Origin of the sequence: Stackebrandtia nassauensis DSM 44728 (assembly GCF_000024545.1) — a bacterium.
GTDB classification, from domain to species: domain Bacteria; phylum Actinomycetota; class Actinomycetes; order Mycobacteriales; family Micromonosporaceae; genus Stackebrandtia; species Stackebrandtia nassauensis.
Window position 1 is genome coordinate 3,775,195 of the sequence record NC_013947.1, and the last position, 16,776, is coordinate 3,791,970.

Sequence of the window (16,776 nt, forward strand, 5' to 3'; positions counted from 1 at the left end):
CCAACCCGAAGAACCGACGCCGCGTCGTGGCCGCGGTTCGCGGTTAATCGTCGGTTGCCTGGTGGACGGCGGTCCACAGGTCGAGCCACATCGGCAGTCTCTGGTCGCCCGCGTGCGATCGCTGCATGACGACGATCGCGGTCAGATCCTTCGCGGGATCGTTGTACCAGGCGGTGCCGTACTTGCCGGGCCATCCGTAGCTTCCCACCGAGTGGCCATGGTCGGAGTGGCCGGTGATGACCGACATGCCGAAACCCCAGCCCATGGTGTCGAAGTAGCCCGGCCAGAACCCGGAAACCGCCTTGTGGGCCGGGGTCAGGTGATCGGTGGTCATCGACTCCACCGACTGCCGCGACAGCACCCGCTCACCACGATGGACGCCGCCCGCCAGCAGCGCCGTGGCGAAGGCGAGGTAGTCGTGGGCGGTCGAGACGAGGCCGCTGCCACCGGATGCGAACACCGGCGGTCGGCTCCACTGCCCGTCGGGGCGGTCGTCGACTACCGGTTCACCGGTGGCGGCGTTGTCGCGCTCGTATGCCGTGGCGAACCGGCCGAGGTTGTCGCCGTCCACGCTGAAGGCGGTGTCCCTCATCCCGAGCGGATCGAAGATCCGCTCGCGCAAAGCGTCCCCAAGGGATTTACCGGCGGCCCGGGCGATAAGCACGCCCATCACGTCGGCGCCGGTGTCGTACAGCCAGCGCTCACCCGGTTGGTGGACCAGCGGAAGCGCGCCCAGTCGACGGATCCACTCATCCGGCGGCGGCTCGCCGAGGGTGTCCAGCGCGTCGGCGATCGGGACCGTTCCGGGCTCGGCCAGGACCATGCCGGTGCCGAGGGTGAAGGTCAGCAGATCCCGTGGCGTTGTCGGGCGGTTGGCCGCGACGGTGGCGTCCAGTGGACCGTCGGGGTCGGCCAACACCCTCATGTCCGCCAGCTCCGGGAGGAGGTCGTCGACCGGGTCATCGAGGCGCAGGGTGTCGTCGTCGACGAGCGTCATCGCGCACGCGGCCACGATCGGCTTCGTCATCGAGGTCATGCGACAGATCGTGTCGCCTGCCATCGGCGTCGTCGACCCCGCGCCCTCGAACGCCAGTTGGCCCGTCGCCTCGAGGTGTACCTCGCCGTGGCGAGCCACAACGACGGCGGCACCCGGGACGAAGCCGGATTCGACGAGACGCTCGAGCAACTCGCGCACCCGAGCCAGCCCTTTCGACGAGAAACCACCCATAACCATCTGCCTCCTCTGCGACTCGTCCATTCGCGAGTCATGCGAGAACACTAGATCCAGGGGGTGACAGCCGAAACGAGATTCCCGTGTTCTATCAGACGAACTCGCTCTTGTAGAACACGCTGGCCTCGAACGTCGCCGTCGGGTCCGTCCCGATCTTCGACGAGAACCCGAAGGCCAACCGGGGCTTGCCGTCGACCATCCAGATCGAGATGCCCTCGGGTTCGCGGCCGGGCAGTGAGGCTCCCGCCCTGGTTTCGAACTTCTCGACCATGGACCCGCCAGTGTCGTTCATGTCGAGGACGACGATCCAGGACTTCGAGTTGCCTCTGCCGAAAAGCAGGTAAGCGTACTGTCCGCAGGGAACGATTCCCTGGAAGTAGTCCTTGTCGGACAGACCCAGCTCGGCGTTGTTGGGGATCGCGCGCTCGGCGATGCGATTGCCTTGGCCCAGACGGCCGTTCTTCGCGTCCTCCATGGAGAACAGGGCGATGCGCCACACGCGTTGCGCTGGTTCGTGGGTGGCGTAGCGGTACAAGAGCCGGTTGTAGAGCGGGTCATAGGCGGGGCGGGGCAGTTTGGCGAAACTGTCGATGGTCGGGGTTCTGTCGGTGATGAGGTGGTTGTCGTCCACGTAGTCGACGGTTGCCCCGTCCTTATAGGTCAGGTAGCAGCCCTTCTCCCCGGCTCCGTTGACCGGGTTCAGGTCGCTGCCCTCGATCCAGATCCTGGGCGCGCCGCTGGTCGGCTCCACGACCATCCCGGAACCGTGACCGAACTTGCGCAGGAACATCGCGCCCAGTTCCTTGCCCGCCATATCGGTGCGGGTGATCCACAGGTCGCCGGGGTTGTCGGGGTCGGTGGGTGCCTGGTGCTGGACGAAGTACATGTGCCCTTTGGCGGTGTCGAACCCGAACATCTGCATCGCCCAGCCCTTGGGCATGTGCAGCTTCTTACGCCACACCGGGTTTCCGCCAGCGCCATTGAGGACGAACTTCGGCGAGGACGGCACCTCCGCGTGTGAGGTCGCCGCACCGCCGTACACTGCCAGCCCGGCAGCGGTAGCCGCCGCGGCCACGCCGCCACCTATTTTCAGCAAACCTCGTCGGGACAACCGTGCGGCCATGATGGACTCCTACCCTTCAGTCGATGTCACCGCACACGATGTCGCCCATCACCACGATTTCTGCACGAGTCACGGTCGCAAAGCCGTGCCTCCCGTCGCCTTGGCGTTCAGGATGTGGTTTCGAAGGTCGCCGGGGCGTTGCGGTTGAGGGGTAGGTCGCGGCGGGGACCGTCGAAGGACGGCAACAGCGCGGTCACCGTGGTGGGCGTGACTGGTTCGTCGTGTCGCGGCAATGCCGAGTGGCTTATCAGGTGTCCGCGAATGTCGGCGGGCAGCGTGTTCCAGGCCGGGGCGAAGTTGAGTATGACGCAGTCGCGGCGATGGTCGGCGGCATGGGCGTGAGTGCCGTGCAGGAGACGGTAGTCGGTGATGACCGCGTCTCCGGCACGTAGTTCAAGCGTGACCTGGTGCGGCTGATCGACCATCGCCGGGTGGTGGAGGTCGAGTCCGGTCGACTCGTCGCTGTGGGCCTCGGGAAGTATGCGGTGCAACGGCGTGCTCGCGGCGTGCGAGCCGGGCAGGACTCGAAGCGCGCCGGTGGTCTGTGTCGTATCGGACAGGTAGCACAACAGCGCGACCTGAGGTGCTTCTCGTTGGAACGAGACCGGGTGGTCCCACGCCCACCAGTCCTGGTGCCACCACAATGGTGGGCTGTGGGGTTCCTTGACACTCACGTAGCCGGAGATCCACCGCAGATCCTCGGCCCCGATCGCCTGCGCGATGCGGGTATGTCCAGCCAGGACAAGGTTGACCAGTTCGTCGTCCCATCGCAGCGGCACCAAGGTGTTGTTGGGGCGCTCGCAGGAAATCCCAGCGGGGCTGGCCACGGCGCTGTCAGCTGCGGCTTTCGCTTGGTGCAGCAACTCCCCCGTCAACAGTCGGGGTAGGACGGCGAAGCCTTCGTCGGCGAATGCTCGTGCTTGCTGGCCCTTACGAGGAGAGGTCGTAGCTGTCACAGTCCACGACCATACCGTCCCCGATGACACTGACCCCACGGCGAGGACTCACATGCCGTCGGGAGGATGCCGTGGTTGTTTGGCCCTCAACGGGGCGTGTGTCGTCTCCGGGAAAGCCAGGGTGCGGCGACGCACGATGCCAGTGCCAGCATTGCCGGTCCCCACGATGGCAGGTGTGGCAGGGTCCACAAGCTCAGCCACCCCACGGATACGACCACGACAAGGATGGGCGCCCACCGGGGTTCGTGTGTCGATGTCGGATGGTGACGAAGCACGCGCACCGCGGCCAGCGCCCCGATCGTCAAGGGTACGAACGCGACGGTGGCCACCAGGGTCGCGGTGTAGGCGGGGTCGTTCCAGTCGCGGGTGCTCCAGTCGTTGGCGTATACGGCGACCAGCCAGGTGACCGGAACGGTCACCACGGCCGATCCCAGCAGCGCCGCCCAGTGGTGGACTGCGCGTGACGGCGTCCACGCGGCGAGTCCGGCGACGACGAGGACGATCGAGGTCGCGGTGACAGGCCAGGGTGTGGCCCCCACGATGACGGGGATTCCGAAAGACAGCCCCGCCGCGCAACCGATGGTGATCGCGCCGGCCTGAGCCAGTGTCCGTGGCGAGCCGGACCGCTTCGCTGTCACCCGGCTTCTCGCCAGCCACCACAGGGTGGCGGCCGCGATACAGGTCGCGAACAACACCTGCGCTAGGCGTCCGAAGTGGGGGAAAGCGCCCGCCGCGGTCATGTCACCGAAAGTGTCGAACGGTCCGAGCCAGCCGGTGGGGACGCCGAGCAGTGCCGCCGTCCACAGCCACCAGTTCCCGTCGGTACGCCGCAGTAGCAATCGGACGGTGGCGATGGCCGCGACCGTCAGTACCGTCGCGGTGGCGACCATTCCCACGCGCGTGATCAGCGGTTCGTAGTAGTCACCGGCGTTTGGCGGAAAGGCCTGAGTGATCGCCCAGGCGGTCGCAGCGAATGCCACCGCACCAGCGGGAACCGCGAGTCGGATGTCAACCGGCAGGCAGGTGGGAGCTCCCGCCGCCACACCGGTTCCGCCGAACGCGATGGCGCCGAATCCGGCCAGCGCCATTAGCACCCACAATGGAGGCCGATCGTAAGTTGTCAGCGCGGCCAGCACCGGAATCACCACGATCGTGACCGTCAGCGCAAACCCGATCGCGGCGCGCGCCACCCGTCGCGATGGCAGCGCGGCGGCCAGTCCGGCAAGTAGCCAGACGGCGAAGGCCAGTAGCCCGAGGGTTCGAAACCCGCTGTGCGGTCCCGTGGGCTCCAGCTGCCACCACACATGGGCCGCCAGGCCGGTGGCCAGGGCCAGCGCGATCGGTGCGGCGTTGGCGAGACCTTCGGGAAAACCGGGGATCATGTTGAGGCCCAGTCGTTGCCGTAGTCCGCTGGCGATGAGGTCGATGGCCTCGGATGGTCTTGGCACCCGTTGCCCCGGCTTGGCGCAGTCCATGAGGGTGGTGACGAGCTCGTCGCCGTTTCGAGTCCGGAATTCCGCCGAGTAGGCGAACAGCAGTCTGCGGTAGCGCCGTTCCAGTACGTCGTCAGCCATGGGCGAGCCCGGTTCGGCCACCGCGCCGCAATCCCGCCATGGCGGCCTCGGCGTTGCTCGACAACCGCCGCGCCTCATGGGAGAGAACCTCGGCACCCTCGTCGGTCAGGCGATAGTAGCGGCGCAGGCGGCCGTCGGTGACTTCTTCACGGTCGGCGGCCACCAAGCCCTGGCCGGTGAGTCGTTCCAATGCGCCGTACAGGGTGCCGGGCGGCAGTTTGACCCGGTTGTCGGACAGTTTCGCCACCGCTTGAATCACCCCGTATCCGTGCAGGGCTTGCTCGGCCAGCGAGGCGAGGATCAAAAAGGTCGGCTCCTGCATGGGCGCGCTCATGGCCCCATCGTACTTCAGCCGTCATATATCGCCCCCCGACCCATGGACTTGTCGAGCCGATTGATATCGTTCGCCGCTATATATCGTCCGACGATCTATGGAGTGCCATGAACACCTCGAACTTGGCCCGAAACCCACGCGCGGGGATCGCGGTCGCGATCACCGCCCTGGTCGGTGCCCTGGCCCTGCCCGTGTGGCAGTCGGGCGTCGGCTGGCTGCTGGTCGCACTGACCACAATGGCCGCCATTGGCGCGAGCCGAATCGGACACCGTCCCGGCCGAACGAGTACGGGCGAGCGATGGTGGCGAGGCGGCGCCGGATGCACCGCACTCGCGTTGGTCGCGGTCGCCGCCCTACGCGACGCCGCCTGGCTGGTGGTGCTGTGCCTGGCCGTCGCCACGGCCCTCGGCTCATTCGCCCTCGCCGGCGGTACCACCTGGCGCGGCCTCGCGCGCGGATTGACCGCACTACCCGGCGCCGGGGTTTGGGCGCTGCTGCCCCGCAACGGCCCTGGCGGAACCACCTCGCGCCGATGGTGGCGGATCACGATCGGCCTCGGCAGCGGCGTCGTACTGGTGGTGGTGTTCGGCCTGCTGTTCCGGTCCGCCGACCCGGCATTCGCGCGACTGCTGGAAGGGTGGACACGAAGCCTTCCCCGGGCGGTGTCGGGCTTGGCGCTCGCGGGAATCCTGGCCCTGGGCGCGATCCGACTCGCCCACACACCCGCCACCGTGGATACGACGCCCTCGGCCAGCGAGAGAAGTACCCGCGGGCTGACCGAATGGCTCATCCCACTGGTGATGCTGGACGCGCTGTTCGCCGTCTTCGTGACGACACAGGTGCCGAGACTGTTCGCGGGCAAGGAATACGTACTCGGACAATCCGGCCCCGACTACGCCGACTTCGCGCGCGACGGCTTCGCCCAGCTGGCGGTCGTCACCGTGTTGACCCTGGGCGTCGTGATAGCACTGTCACTTGTAGCGGGCCGGACGACAGCCCGAGAACGCGCACTGTTGCGCGGATTCGGGGGTGCGCTGTGCGTGATGACGCTGGTCATCGTCGCATCCGCCCTGACGCGCCTGATGCTGTACGTCGACGCCTACGGGTTCAACGGTCCCCGCCTCGTGGGCTTCGCCGTCGAACTGTGGCTGGGGCTGGTGTTCGTCCTCATCCTCATCGCCGGAACGCGTCCGCGTGCCCGGTGGCTACCCCGAACCGTTGCCGCCGCGGGCGTCTGCGTGCTGCTGGGGGTGGCCGTCATCAACCCGGAGGCCATGATGGCGCGCACCCACATGAACAGAGTGGAGGACGGTTACCCGCTGGACATCGCCTTCTTGTCACAACTGTCGGCCGACGCGATCGACGAAATCGACACCCTCCCCGAACCCGCGCGATCCTGTGCCCTGCAAAGGCTGTCGCAACAACTGGAGCAGCCCGACCCCTGGTACGGCCTCAATATGAGCCGACAACACGCCCGCCAGATGTTGCGCGAAGGGCACATCCTCACCTGCACCACGGAGTTCCCGTCATGACACCCACCCCCGCTCGGCTGGCCGACATCACCGCCACGATCACCCTCCTGACCACCGCACTGATCACCGTGATCACCATGCTGCCGCCAGCCATCGCGCCAACGGCGATCGTGCCGTCCTCATTCGACCCCGACACCCCGCAAGTCTGGAACCCCGGCGAACCGTGGATCACCAGTTCCGGCAAACCGAAGCCGCCCGACAGCACCGCTGCCGCCTACACTGCCGCGCTGTGGAAGCACTTCGCACAGCGGTATCCGGGGGTCACACCTCGGGACACGACCTCTGACGGCCACGCCGAGATGCCCGGTCCGGTCACCGACACCGGCTGGTTCACGCGCGAAAGCCAAACCCTCGACCAGGTCGCCCCCGCGGAATACGTCCCCTTCGAGTCCTATGGGGGCGCCGTGTACACCAGGACAGTCCTCGGCCTGCACCAATCGATCGGGAAAGACAATCCCGTCAGTCCTGACGCGGACAGCTACGACTCGGTGATGGTCCAATTCGACGACGCCACCCACCCCGACATCCTGGACCTGTGGATCATCCCCCCGAGAACCTACACAAAGGACACCGGGGGCGCGCTCGACCTGACCGCGTGCGGCTACAAACTGCCGACATTCAAGACCTCCACATGCGACATAACCCGGGCGAAGGGACCCAACGGTGAGAAACTTCGGTTCGTCACGGGACGCACCAAACTCGCCGAGTCCGAACCCGAACGTCGGGCGGAAGGATCCGAACACTTCGCGGTGCTATACCGGATCGACGGCTCGGCCGTGGTCGTGCGCGACGCGGCCTACACCGCCGGCCACGCCCCTTCACTATCCTTTTCAGAACTCGCCACCATCGCACTGGCCCTGCCAATAAAACCCCCGTAACACCTGATTCGCCGCACCGATTCGTTAGTCAACCTGTCACAATCGGCTATAACCCCAGCCCAATGACTATGTAGCAACTCTAGCGAAGGCTATGTAGAGTTGCTACATGGTTGAAAGGCTGAAACTGACCACCACGGTGGTACGGGTGCTGACGTGTTTCATCGAAGACGTCGACGCCGACCGCTACGGCATGGATCTCATGCGCGACAGCGACCTGGCCAGCGGAACCCTCTATCCGATCCTGAACCGGCTGGAGGAGGCCGGCTGGCTGACCGCCTCCTGGGAAAAGGTCGAGGCCGGCGCGACCGCCCGGCCAGCACGGCGGTACTACCGGCTGACTCCCGACGGCGCCAAGGCCGCCCGCACCGAACTGGCCGCCGTGCACGAGCGGCTGTCCAAGGCGCTGGGGCCGTTGGGAAAGCCGAGGACCACATGACGGTGATCGACAAAATGGCCGAGCTACTCCTGCGGCTGGCCCGCGACCGCTGGCCCGAACGACTGCGCGAGGACAGGTATCGAGAATGGAGCGCGGAGATGTACGCCATCAGGAACCAGGAGTCGAAGTCGGCCCTCCAACGAGCCTTCGGCCAGTTCAGGTTCGCCTTCAGTCTCGCCGTGTCACCACCGGGCGGCCAACGCCACCAGACACCAGGCTGGCGCGAGTCCCTGCCCGGGTGGGGACGGAGGCTGCTGCCGCTCGCGGTGCTGTTCGCCTTCGGTGCCGGCTGCTCACTCGTGGTGGGGCAGCCACGGATGCTGGGCGTCGTGTTCGTCAACCTCAGCGGTGGCGATCTACTGTGGCCAAACGTTGTCACGGTGGCGTTCATCCTGGCGTTGGTGGCGGCGTCGGCCATGCTGGGTCACGCCCTTGGCGCTCATCTGCCACCCTCGCGACAGCCACGCCACAAGACCGCCCGCGCGCTGTCCGTCGTCACCGCCACACTGGCGGTCGGCGCCGGGATGCTGGCAACCTGGCTGTCCATCTCCGGCTTCGCCTCCGAAGGCGGCGAGACACAGTCGACACTGTGGACGTCCCCGCTGTTGTGGATGGTCGCCGTCGTTCCGCTGCTGTTGTGGGCGGTGTGGTCGGCCCGTCGTGATCGGGTGAAAACCGCGCGGTGGCTGGGGATCGCGGCCGGCCTGGTCCTCCTCGAAGTACTCGCCCTGCCGCCAGCCCTGGTGATGCGGGAACAGTTGGGGCTGCCGGACTCCGCGATCAGTGCGTCCACCGCGCCGCTGTTGTTTCCGGCATCGTTCCTGCAACCCGCCGGACTCAGCCCCGAGCTGGGGACGCTCAGTTTCACCTCGCTGATGCCGAGCATGCTTGCCGCCACCACGTTCACGCTGTTCTACGTCATCCGGTCCTGCCGGGCCACGGTCCGTCCCGTACCGCCAGTGGTGCGCTCCGGCGCCGCCGCACCCGCCGCGTCAACCGCCCGGGCCGGATTCGCACTGGCGATAATGGGACTCGGCCTGGTCACATGGGCGATCGCCGTCGCGTTCACCCCACCGGCGGCCGATCCTTTGACCGACACCGGAGATCCCCAGTTCCTGATGTGGTCTGTCGAACTGCGCCTGGCCGCCATCACGGTAGTCGCCACCGCGTTGGCCCTCGCCCTGGTGGGACGCGGACGGCCGTTCCTACCGGCAACAGTGACCGGCGTCGGACTGCTGACAGCCGACACGATCCTCGACGCGACCGATCAGGTCGGCCGCACCGGCCTGTACGGCGCGCTAGGCGCGGGCGTGGTGATCACGGCATTCACGTGGTGGCTCGGCCGAACCCTGCTCATCGCCCCGCCGCAGGAGCGGGCGAACCGGCGCGCTGCCACCGGAATCGCCGTCGTCGCAGCGTTGTGCGCTCCGGCAATGCTGCTGCAGTCGACCTCGCCGTCGACCACCGCCGAATCCGGCGGCACCTCGGCGACACCGGCGATATTTCCCGCCGTGACCGTCGCGGTTACGGCGCTGTTGGCCCTCGTGGCCTCGGCGAGCGCGCTGGCGGCTCGACGTCACGGCCCAACCCGGCTCACCGCCGCAGCGACGATGGTCGTTCCGGCAGGTCTATTGGGGAGCTTGGCGATGTTCAGCGGCGTGCCGGACTCAGTCGCGTGGATCGGAACGCTGGCGGGCCTGCCGTTCGCGGTGTTCTTGTTGGCACTCATGTGGTGGGAACGCGTGCGGCAGCGCGCGAAGGCGACCGGGACCTGGACCGCGCTCACGCTCCTCAGCACCGTGGCGATGGTACCGACGCTGCTGATCGGCTTCTTCGCGTCGATCTTCATCACCGGCCCACTGTTGACCGTGACGGGAAACGGCGGGTACCCCGTCGACGGTTCGTCGATCATGCCGGGGATCCTGACTGTGGGTATCAGCTACGGGATCGGGGCGGCCTACATCCTGCTGCCACCGCCCCGCACGATCGCCATGGTCACCGTCCCGGTCGGGGCATGACGGCGCGGTGCACACGCGGCGGGCCCACTGGTGCGCAACCGCAGCCGTCAGTGGTCTACACGTGGGCTTTGAGCACCCGGTAGCGAAGGTGCGTGGCCGCGGGGGTGTTGATGACGTCGCGCACCTGAAGCCGGGTGTGGTCGATCTTCATCGTCTCGAACAGGCGGGTGCCGTCACCGAAGAGCACCGGCGCCACATGGAGGCTGATCTCGTCGAGGAGCCCCGCCTCGATGAACTGCCGTCCCAGCGCGGCTCCGCCCATGACCGTGACGTCACCATTGCCCGCCACGGCCGTGGCGCGTGCCAGGGCGGCTTCGATGCCGTCGGTGACGAACTCGTAGACGCCGTCTTCGGGACTGTGTCGCGGCGCATTGTGGGTGACCACGATGACCGGGCGGCGCGCCGGTCCACTGGGGCCGTCCGCCTGCCAGTACGGCACCGACAAATCGTAGGTGGCGCGACCGGCGATGACCGCGCCGATGTTGTCCCAACCGGACGCCACCAGGGCTTCGTTGGCGGGGTCGCCGTCGGCGAACACCCAGTCGTGCAGCACGTGGCTGCCTTCGCCGTTGGGTTCGTCGGCGGTGCGGTTGGCGGCACTGATGTAGCCGTCCAGCGACATGCTGATGTCGAAGATAACGGTGTTCATGAAGACTCCTTGGTCGATGTGATCGAGGCTTGAACCTCTCGAGAAAGAGCCTGCTCGCGCGAGCTGGTCCGCGCCTCCGTGTCAGGCACCCATTCGCCCCCCATTCACCACTCACTCCCCCGCGAACCGCCCGGTACTGGGGCATGCTTTCGGTATGGACACACCGGGTCTGGGGCCCATCTCGAAACGCGAGGCCGAGGTGCTCGCCGTTTTGGGCGAGCACCTGACCAACGCCCAGATCGCCCACCGGTTGCACATCTCGGTGCGGACCGTCGAGAACCATGTGTCGTCGCTGCTGCGCAAACTGGGCGCGGCGAACCGTCAGGCACTGGCCGCGATCGCCGGGCCGCGTCCGGATGCGCCGTCGCCGGGAACCGTGATCGGCATACCGCACGGACACACCACCTTCGTGGGGCGGCGGCCGGATCACGACGCCGTGGTGACGGCGTTGGCCGACGCCCGGCTGGTGAGCCTGATGGGGCCCGGCGGGATGGGCAAGACCCGGCTGGCGGCCGTGGTCGCCACCGCCGTGGCACCGGCGTTCCCGGCCGGGGCGGCGTTCGTGGACCTGGTCCCTGTGCGGCCCGGACAGGTGACCGTGGCGGTGGCGCAGGTCCTGGGCGTGACCGAGCGGCCGCCGCAGACCCTGGACCACACGATCGTCGGCTGGCTCAAGCAGGGCAGGTTCCTGTTGGTCCTGGACAACTGCGAACACGTCGTCGACGATGTCGCCGCCCTGGCCGCGATGGTCCAGCAGCGGTGTCCTAACACGACGATCCTGGCCACCACGCGGCGGCGCCTGGCCGTACCGGGTGAGCAGGTGGTTCGGCTGGGGCCGCTACCGATCGAACCGGACGCGGTGCGACTGTTCTTCGATCGCGCCCGCGCTGTCGACGCCGAACTCGACATCGACCCCCAGACAGCGGCGGCCATCTGCCGCAACCTGGACGGCATGCCGCTGGCCGTCGAGATCGCCGCGGCCCGTGCTGCCTCGCTGGGCGCCGAGGGGCTACGCGCGGCGGCGGGCGATCGGCTGCGGCTGGCCAGCGGTACCAGGGGCGTCCATCCGAGACACTCGTCGCTGAGCGCGGTCATGTCCTGGAGCTACGACCTGCTCGACACCGAGGCGCAGGCGGCCTTGCGGGCGTTGTCGGTGTTCACCGGTTCCTTCGACCTTTCCGCGGTCGCCGCGGCGACCGCATCAACGCACGACAGCGCCGTCGCCGACGTGATCGGTCGGCTCGCCGATGACAGCCTGGTGGTGCGCGACGGCCGGTTCGGGCGTGGCCGTTGGCGACTGCTCGACACCGTGCGCGCCTTCGCCGCGCAAAGACGCGACCCGGCCGAGCACTCGCGAGTGCGGGAACGCTACATCGCCTGGGCAGCCCAGACAGCCGCACGCCTGGCAGCCGAGCTCGGTGACGACGAGCAACTCGATTTCGCCGCGGTCGCCGCCGATCTCAGGGCGGCAGCGGCTTCAACGGCGGCAAGCCCCGATCCCACCGCACACCGCCTGGCCGTCTCACTGGCCACAGTGACCTTCGCGTATGGATTCAACCGCGAAGCCCGTGAGCACTTCACCGGCGCCGCCCAACGCGCCCCCGACGCCCGCCAGGCGGGTCGAGACCTGTGCGCCGCCGCGAATGTGGCCACCGCCGTGTACGACGGCCCGGCGGCTTTCGATCTGTTTCTGGCCGCGGCCAACCGTTCCCGTGCGGCGGGCCTCGACAACGACGCTGCCGCCGCCACCGCCTCGGCCCTCATCACCGCGCTGCGGTTTCCCGGCGAGTTCCCGCAGCGGCTGACACCAGAAGACGGCGCCCGCCTGTTGGCCACCGCGATGCGCGACGCCACCCAGGACGACCCCCGCACCGCGGCGCTGATCGCGGCCGCCCGGGCATGGAACGACGGCACCGGCGCCGACGAAGCCCTGGAACTCGCGCGCGCACTCGGCGACCCGCTGCTGTTGCTGGGCGCGTTGGACATCGCCATGACGGATCCCGGGCGGCGCGCCCAGGTCGGCGAGTTCGTGGCCGAGCGCCTGCGCCTCGTTGCCGAGCTGCCGCGTCACGATCCAGCAGCCGCCACCGAGATCACCGACACTTTCCACGTCGCGACCTCCCACGCCGTGGCGACCGGCGATCTGCCCGCCGCCGCATCGATTCTCGAGACCGCGGCGGCACAGGACCCGCTGGCGGGCCACCCCTACGTCACAGCGCCACGACGCATCCGGGTCGCGGTACTCGCGGGCCGGTTCGGTGAAGCCCTCGCCGCCACCGAAGCGCTGTGGGACGAGTGGCAACGCGACGGCGCCCCCACCCGCCGCTGGATGGCCACCGCTGTGGCGATGGCAGCACTGGCCGAAGGCCTGCGCGGCACCAGCCACAGCCACCGGTGGCGGGAACGGGCACTGCGGGTCGCCCAAACCGACGACGTGACCGGCTCGATCGAACTGGCGGCGTGCATCGCGTTCGTCGACGCCCGCCTAGCAGTACACACTGGACACACGGTCGACGCCGGTGCGATGGTCAAGCGAGCGTTCGCGTCCTTCAAGGACGAAACGGTGGTGCCGCATCCAGCCGTGGGCGGCCACATCTGGAAGAGTTACGCACGCGCCGCTGCTGCCGAACTGGCCGTGTTCGCGGGCCTGCCCGACGCCGGGGAACTGCTTACGGCCGCCAGCCACCACGCCGCCGACAACCGTTGGGCGGCAGCCTGTCTGGCACGGGCGCGAGGGCGCCTGACCGGGGAACCCGAGCACCTGGCCAGCGTCGCGGCGCAATGGGACCGGATAGGTGCACGCTTTGAACGGGCCTGCACCCTCATGTTGATACCGGAACACCGCGACGAGGCACGCACCGAACTGGAAGCTCTCGGAGCCTCCTCCCCCGCGCTGTGACGCCGAAGCCCGGCTTGCTGCGATCGGCGTTGGTCGCCGTGAGTTGTGGGCCGCGCTTGTCAGCGCGGCCCAGGTGTGGTGAAGGATTCCTAGGCGTTGATTTGTTTGCGTTGGGTGGTTGATCCGATGGCGATCTTTCGTGGTTTGGCTTGTTCGGCCACCGGGATGTGCAAGGTGAGGACGCCGTTGGTGTAGTCGGCGTTGATGTTGTCGGTGTCGAGTGTGTCGCCGAGGAACAGCTGGCGGGAGAACACGCCGCGCGGGCGTTCGGCGACTTCGACGTCGTCGTTCTCGCCGAAGTCGGGGCGTCGTTCGGCTTTGACGGTGAGCACGTTGCGTTCGACGTCCAAGTCGATCGATTCGGCGTCTACACCGGGTAGGTCGAAGCGGACGACGTAGTCGTCAGCGGTGCGGTAGGCATCCATGGGCATGGCCGCGGGCCGCGACGCGGTGCCGTTGACACCCAGCATCTGCTGGGCGAGACGGTCCAGTTCCCGAAACGGGTCGGTACGCATCAACATCATCAACATCCTCCTGATGTGGTGATTGATATACGCCAATCGTGAAAACAACAGTACAGGCAATTGTCCTTAGTGGATCTAACCATCCGGCATACAGGGTGCCGACCGGATGCCAGCCGGGGAGGACCTTTCAGGCATCCGGCCCGCACCAGTGGTATCGGTTCTCCTTTCTCTTGCCGTGTCGGTTTCCATTTGCGCGTTACGGCGGCCCGCGTGGCCAGGCGAGCGCCTGCCTCAGGGCCAAACCCTCAGCCAGAGGGATGAGCCTCGGCTCAGGGCGGTGGTGTCGCCGTGGCGGGCGGCGAAAAGGAACTCGCCCGCAACGACCGCGACGCGGCGGAGTGGGGATGGCGCCCTGCGGAAAGTTCGCGGCGATGATGGCATCGAATTCAGCGTCGACCCAGTCGTCGTCTACGCACACCACGTCGACGAACCTCGGGTCGGCCGTTAGCCGCGACTTCGCAGGCATCGTGGTTCCACTCCCCGGATCAGTGATCGTCAGGTCGTTTCACGGTTCAACACCTTCGACGAAAAACTGTATCGCTGACTGTAGGTTTTGTCAACTCTCAAATTAAGGTATCCTCTAGCGAACGATCACAGAACATGTGCCTTGAGGAAGGACGACGGCTCGTTGCCGGACGCCGCGAATTTCGACGACGTGGACTACCCCACGTACACCACCGGACAGGTGGCGCGCATGCTCACCGTCCAGCAGGCGTTCTTGCGCAGCCTCGACGCCGCCGACATCATCACTCCGCAGCGCTCCCCCGGCGGCCACCGCCGCTACAGCCGCCGCCAGGTCACCCTCATTGTCAGGCTGCGAGAACAACTCGACGAGGGCCACACCCTGGCCGCCGCCGTCCGCATCACTGATCTGCAGGACCAGCTGGAGCAGGCGCACACCGAGATCTCACGACTCCGCAACCAACCCCGGCAATGAATGCCTCTCCCAGATCAACCAGCGCAATCACTGTGCCGCAAGAACCGCCCTGCCAACAACGAGTACAACCACGGGTAGTGCGCAGCCCGCGAGTCGGCAACCGCCAAGCGTCACAGGCAAGTGCGGCACTTGTGCTGGTCGCGTCACCGTCAGCGTGAATCCTTCGGATCCACTCCACTAGGGCGGCCATCCCCATGTGAAGGCGTTCCTTTCGCGCTGTAACTCAACGCTCCTGACGGTTTCTGCTTTCCACGCACGTGGTGGTGTTTCAATCGCGGCCTGGGTGGCGCGAAACGGTGGGCTAGGCGCGCACCAAGGAGAAGGAGGTAAGTTTCTGAGCAGGTTCGAGTCGAGGTGGTATCCCATGCCTTCTGCCAGCGAGAGCGACCCTGCGGTGATCAGTTACCAGCAGCGTCCATGTCGGGAGTGTCCGTGGAAGAAGGAAGCGCCAGTGGGCAAGTTTCCTCCTGAGGCGTTCCAGCACACTGCTGATACTGCCGTGCAACCTGACTTGTCGGCATGGGCAGGGCAGGGTCCACTGCAGAAGGTGTTCGCGTGCCACATGAGCGGCAGCGAAGACCATGACACCAAGGCCTGCGCGGGGTTCTTGGCCGTGGAAGGCCACGCCAACCTGGAAGTCCGCGTGCGCGTGGCACGCGGCGAAATTGCTGCTGAGGCGTTGGCGCCGGGTGAGGACTGGCCCGAGCTGTACGCCTCGCATGACGACATGGCCCGCGCCAACGGACTCGACATCGTTGACTCGTGCTGAAGCGCACTGGATAGGTATCTACTTGAAGGAGACGCGGTGGCCATGCCAACACCGTCAAGCGCGATCGGTTTTCATACGCAAGCGCAATGGATCACGATGCTGGAGCAGACGTTGGCGTCGGCGCAGCGGCAGCGGAGCGCACGCGCGGGGCTGGATTCGTGCGGCGTCCCGGAGTGGGTCGCCTTCGAACGCCGCGCCATGCATGAAGCCGTCAATCGCGCTCGGGTCGATCGTGGACTGTCACCTGTCACGGAAGCACATGTCCGCTGGGCTGAGGAACGTGCGGTGGGTCATGGCGATTACACCAGAAAGTTCGCGTTGTACTGCGCGGACCTCATCAGCAGCGAATAAGAACGGCTGCGGCGATGTCGTCGACTCCGGCAGTGTGGGCCTCGTCGACGAAGGCGGCAGCGAGGATGTTGCCGTAACCTGACACGGGCGTTCTGCTGTGGGCACCGGCAACGGATGCCGGGCCCTGCCGGGCGCGTCCTCGACGCCATAGCTAAATGGATTGTGGGAGAAGAAGATGACGGTTCATGCCCTGCACCGTGCCGCTGACTTGATAGAACAGCGCGGCTGGACGCGAGGCGGATACTGCTATCCCGACGCCGAGGGCTATTGCATGGACAAGGCACTGTTGGCCGTATGCGGTTTGTGCACCGCCTGCGAGAACAAGCATGATCTGACCGATGAATACCGCGATGCGCTGGCCGCCCTACGCGCCGCGTTGAACGTTGCTACGTGCTGGGACCTGTGGTGGTGGAACGACAACTCCCGCCGCACCAAAAGCGACGTCGTTCGGCTCCTTCGTCGGGCCGCTGACCATGCCCCGGCACGCCGCAAGTCACTGACGCAGTGACCCGACGACGTTCCACCCAGCCATCCAGGTGTGGGCGTCAATGTGGCACCCACCGTC

At 67.0% G+C, this 16,776-nt stretch carries 16 protein-coding genes; 9 read left to right on the forward strand and 7 right to left on the reverse strand.

Annotation, left to right across the window (positions count from 1 at the left end; translation table 11 throughout):
* Window positions 1-43 precede the first annotated feature (43 nt).
* From SNAS_RS17570 to SNAS_RS17590, 5 genes are all read right to left on the reverse strand, one after another.
* Window positions 44-1,234 carry a serine hydrolase domain-containing protein gene (locus SNAS_RS17570; protein WP_041625009.1) on the reverse strand — a complete coding sequence of 397 codons (1,191 nt, stop codon included), beginning with the start codon at window positions 1,232-1,234 and terminating at the stop codon, window positions 44-46.
* Between the two features lie 88 nt (window positions 1,235-1,322).
* A complete protein-coding gene (locus SNAS_RS17575; RefSeq protein WP_211207197.1) occupies window positions 1,323-2,306 on the reverse strand; it encodes a phage baseplate protein in 984 nt (327 codons plus the stop codon).
* 155 nt (window positions 2,307-2,461) lie between these two features.
* Window positions 2,462-3,310, reverse strand: a complete 849-nt coding sequence (locus SNAS_RS17580; RefSeq protein WP_083787145.1) for a phytanoyl-CoA dioxygenase family protein — start codon at window positions 3,308-3,310, stop codon at window positions 2,462-2,464.
* 86 nt (window positions 3,311-3,396) lie between these two features.
* A complete protein-coding gene (locus tag SNAS_RS32930) occupies window positions 3,397-4,884 on the reverse strand; it encodes a hypothetical protein (protein ID WP_144300543.1) in 1,488 nt (495 codons plus the stop codon).
* On the reverse strand, window positions 4,877-5,218 hold the full coding sequence (locus SNAS_RS17590; protein WP_041625010.1) for a PadR family transcriptional regulator: 342 nt from the start codon (window positions 5,216-5,218) through the stop codon (window positions 4,877-4,879). Before SNAS_RS17590 ends, SNAS_RS32930 begins: the two co-directional genes overlap by 8 nt.
* A 107-nt stretch (window positions 5,219-5,325) precedes the next feature.
* Here SNAS_RS17590 and SNAS_RS17595 point away from each other — a divergent pair, with 107 nt between their 5' ends.
* The 4 genes from SNAS_RS17595 to SNAS_RS17610 all read left to right on the forward strand — a co-directional run bounded on the left by SNAS_RS17595 (window position 5,326) and on the right by SNAS_RS17610 (window position 10,082).
* Window positions 5,326-6,750, forward strand: a complete 1,425-nt coding sequence (locus tag SNAS_RS17595) for a DUF4153 domain-containing protein (protein ID WP_013018800.1) — start codon at window positions 5,326-5,328, stop codon at window positions 6,748-6,750.
* The gene (locus SNAS_RS17600) at window positions 6,747-7,628 is read left to right on the forward strand and encodes a hypothetical protein (protein ID WP_013018801.1); all 882 of its coding nucleotides are present in this window, start codon (window positions 6,747-6,749) and stop codon (window positions 7,626-7,628) included. The genes SNAS_RS17595 and SNAS_RS17600 overlap by 4 nt, the downstream gene beginning before the upstream one ends.
* A gap of 106 nt (window positions 7,629-7,734) precedes the next feature.
* Window positions 7,735-8,064 (forward strand): PadR family transcriptional regulator, encoded by a 330-nt coding sequence (locus tag SNAS_RS17605; protein ID WP_013018802.1) that lies wholly within the window; start codon window positions 7,735-7,737, stop codon window positions 8,062-8,064.
* Window positions 8,061-10,082 (forward strand): hypothetical protein, encoded by a 2,022-nt coding sequence (locus SNAS_RS17610; RefSeq protein WP_013018803.1) that lies wholly within the window; start codon window positions 8,061-8,063, stop codon window positions 10,080-10,082. Before SNAS_RS17605 ends, SNAS_RS17610 begins: the two co-directional genes overlap by 4 nt.
* A gap of 55 nt (window positions 10,083-10,137) precedes the next feature.
* Here the strand turns inward: SNAS_RS17610 and SNAS_RS17615 are convergent, their stop codons facing one another.
* Window positions 10,138-10,731, reverse strand: a complete 594-nt coding sequence (locus tag SNAS_RS17615; RefSeq protein ID WP_013018804.1) for a dihydrofolate reductase family protein — start codon at window positions 10,729-10,731, stop codon at window positions 10,138-10,140.
* Window positions 10,732-10,885: 154 nt separating this feature from the next.
* On the opposite strand from SNAS_RS17615, the gene SNAS_RS17620 reads away from it, so the two are divergent.
* Window positions 10,886-13,630 carry an ATP-binding protein gene (locus SNAS_RS17620; protein WP_013018805.1) on the forward strand — a complete coding sequence of 915 codons (2,745 nt, stop codon included), beginning with the start codon at window positions 10,886-10,888 and terminating at the stop codon, window positions 13,628-13,630.
* Window positions 13,631-13,719: 89 nt separating this feature from the next.
* On the opposite strand, the gene SNAS_RS17625 is transcribed toward SNAS_RS17620, so the two are convergent.
* Window positions 13,720-14,151, reverse strand: a complete 432-nt coding sequence (locus tag SNAS_RS17625) for an Hsp20/alpha crystallin family protein (RefSeq protein WP_041626467.1) — start codon at window positions 14,149-14,151, stop codon at window positions 13,720-13,722.
* 610 nt (window positions 14,152-14,761) lie between these two features.
* On the opposite strand from SNAS_RS17625, the gene SNAS_RS17630 reads away from it, so the two are divergent.
* The 4 genes from SNAS_RS17630 to SNAS_RS17650 all read left to right on the forward strand — a co-directional run bounded on the left by SNAS_RS17630 (window position 14,762) and on the right by SNAS_RS17650 (window position 16,719).
* Window positions 14,762-15,091, forward strand: coding sequence for a MerR family transcriptional regulator (locus tag SNAS_RS17630; RefSeq protein WP_244409033.1), 330 nt, complete (start codon window positions 14,762-14,764; stop codon window positions 15,089-15,091).
* Between the two features lie 364 nt (window positions 15,092-15,455).
* Window positions 15,456-15,860, forward strand: coding sequence for a DUF6283 family protein (locus SNAS_RS17640; protein WP_144300544.1), 405 nt, complete (start codon window positions 15,456-15,458; stop codon window positions 15,858-15,860).
* Window positions 15,861-15,896: 36 nt separating this feature from the next.
* A complete protein-coding gene (locus tag SNAS_RS17645; RefSeq protein WP_013018809.1) occupies window positions 15,897-16,211 on the forward strand; it encodes a hypothetical protein in 315 nt (104 codons plus the stop codon).
* 175 nt (window positions 16,212-16,386) lie between these two features.
* Window positions 16,387-16,719 carry a DUF6197 family protein gene (locus tag SNAS_RS17650; RefSeq protein WP_013018810.1) on the forward strand — a complete coding sequence of 111 codons (333 nt, stop codon included), beginning with the start codon at window positions 16,387-16,389 and terminating at the stop codon, window positions 16,717-16,719.
* Window positions 16,720-16,776 lie beyond the last annotated feature (57 nt).

Excerpts from the sequence above, each read along its gene's own strand:
- SNAS_RS17570 (WP_041625009.1), bottom strand. The coding sequence starts at position 1,234 with ATGGTTATGGGTGGTTTCTCGTCGAAAGGGCTGGCTCGGGTGCGCGAG.
- SNAS_RS32930 (WP_144300543.1), bottom strand. The coding sequence starts at position 4,884 with ATGGCTGACGACGTACTGGAACGGCGCTACCGCAGACTGCTGTTCGCC.
- SNAS_RS17590 (WP_041625010.1), bottom strand. The coding sequence starts at position 5,218 with ATGAGCGCGCCCATGCAGGAGCCGACCTTTTTGATCCTCGCCTCGCTG.
- SNAS_RS17595 (WP_013018800.1), top strand. The coding sequence starts at position 5,326 with ATGAACACCTCGAACTTGGCCCGAAACCCACGCGCGGGGATCGCGGTC.
- SNAS_RS17600 (WP_013018801.1), top strand. The coding sequence starts at position 6,747 with ATGACACCCACCCCCGCTCGGCTGGCCGACATCACCGCCACGATCACC.
- SNAS_RS17605 (WP_013018802.1), top strand. The coding sequence starts at position 7,735 with ATGGTTGAAAGGCTGAAACTGACCACCACGGTGGTACGGGTGCTGACG.
- SNAS_RS17610 (WP_013018803.1), top strand. The coding sequence starts at position 8,061 with ATGACGGTGATCGACAAAATGGCCGAGCTACTCCTGCGGCTGGCCCGC.
- SNAS_RS17615 (WP_013018804.1), bottom strand. The coding sequence starts at position 10,731 with ATGAACACCGTTATCTTCGACATCAGCATGTCGCTGGACGGCTACATC.
- SNAS_RS17620 (WP_013018805.1), top strand. The coding sequence starts at position 10,886 with ATGGACACACCGGGTCTGGGGCCCATCTCGAAACGCGAGGCCGAGGTG.
- SNAS_RS17625 (WP_041626467.1), bottom strand. The coding sequence starts at position 14,151 with ATGTTGATGCGTACCGACCCGTTTCGGGAACTGGACCGTCTCGCCCAG.
- SNAS_RS17640 (WP_144300544.1), top strand. The coding sequence starts at position 15,456 with ATGCCTTCTGCCAGCGAGAGCGACCCTGCGGTGATCAGTTACCAGCAG.
- SNAS_RS17650 (WP_013018810.1), top strand. The coding sequence starts at position 16,387 with ATGACGGTTCATGCCCTGCACCGTGCCGCTGACTTGATAGAACAGCGC.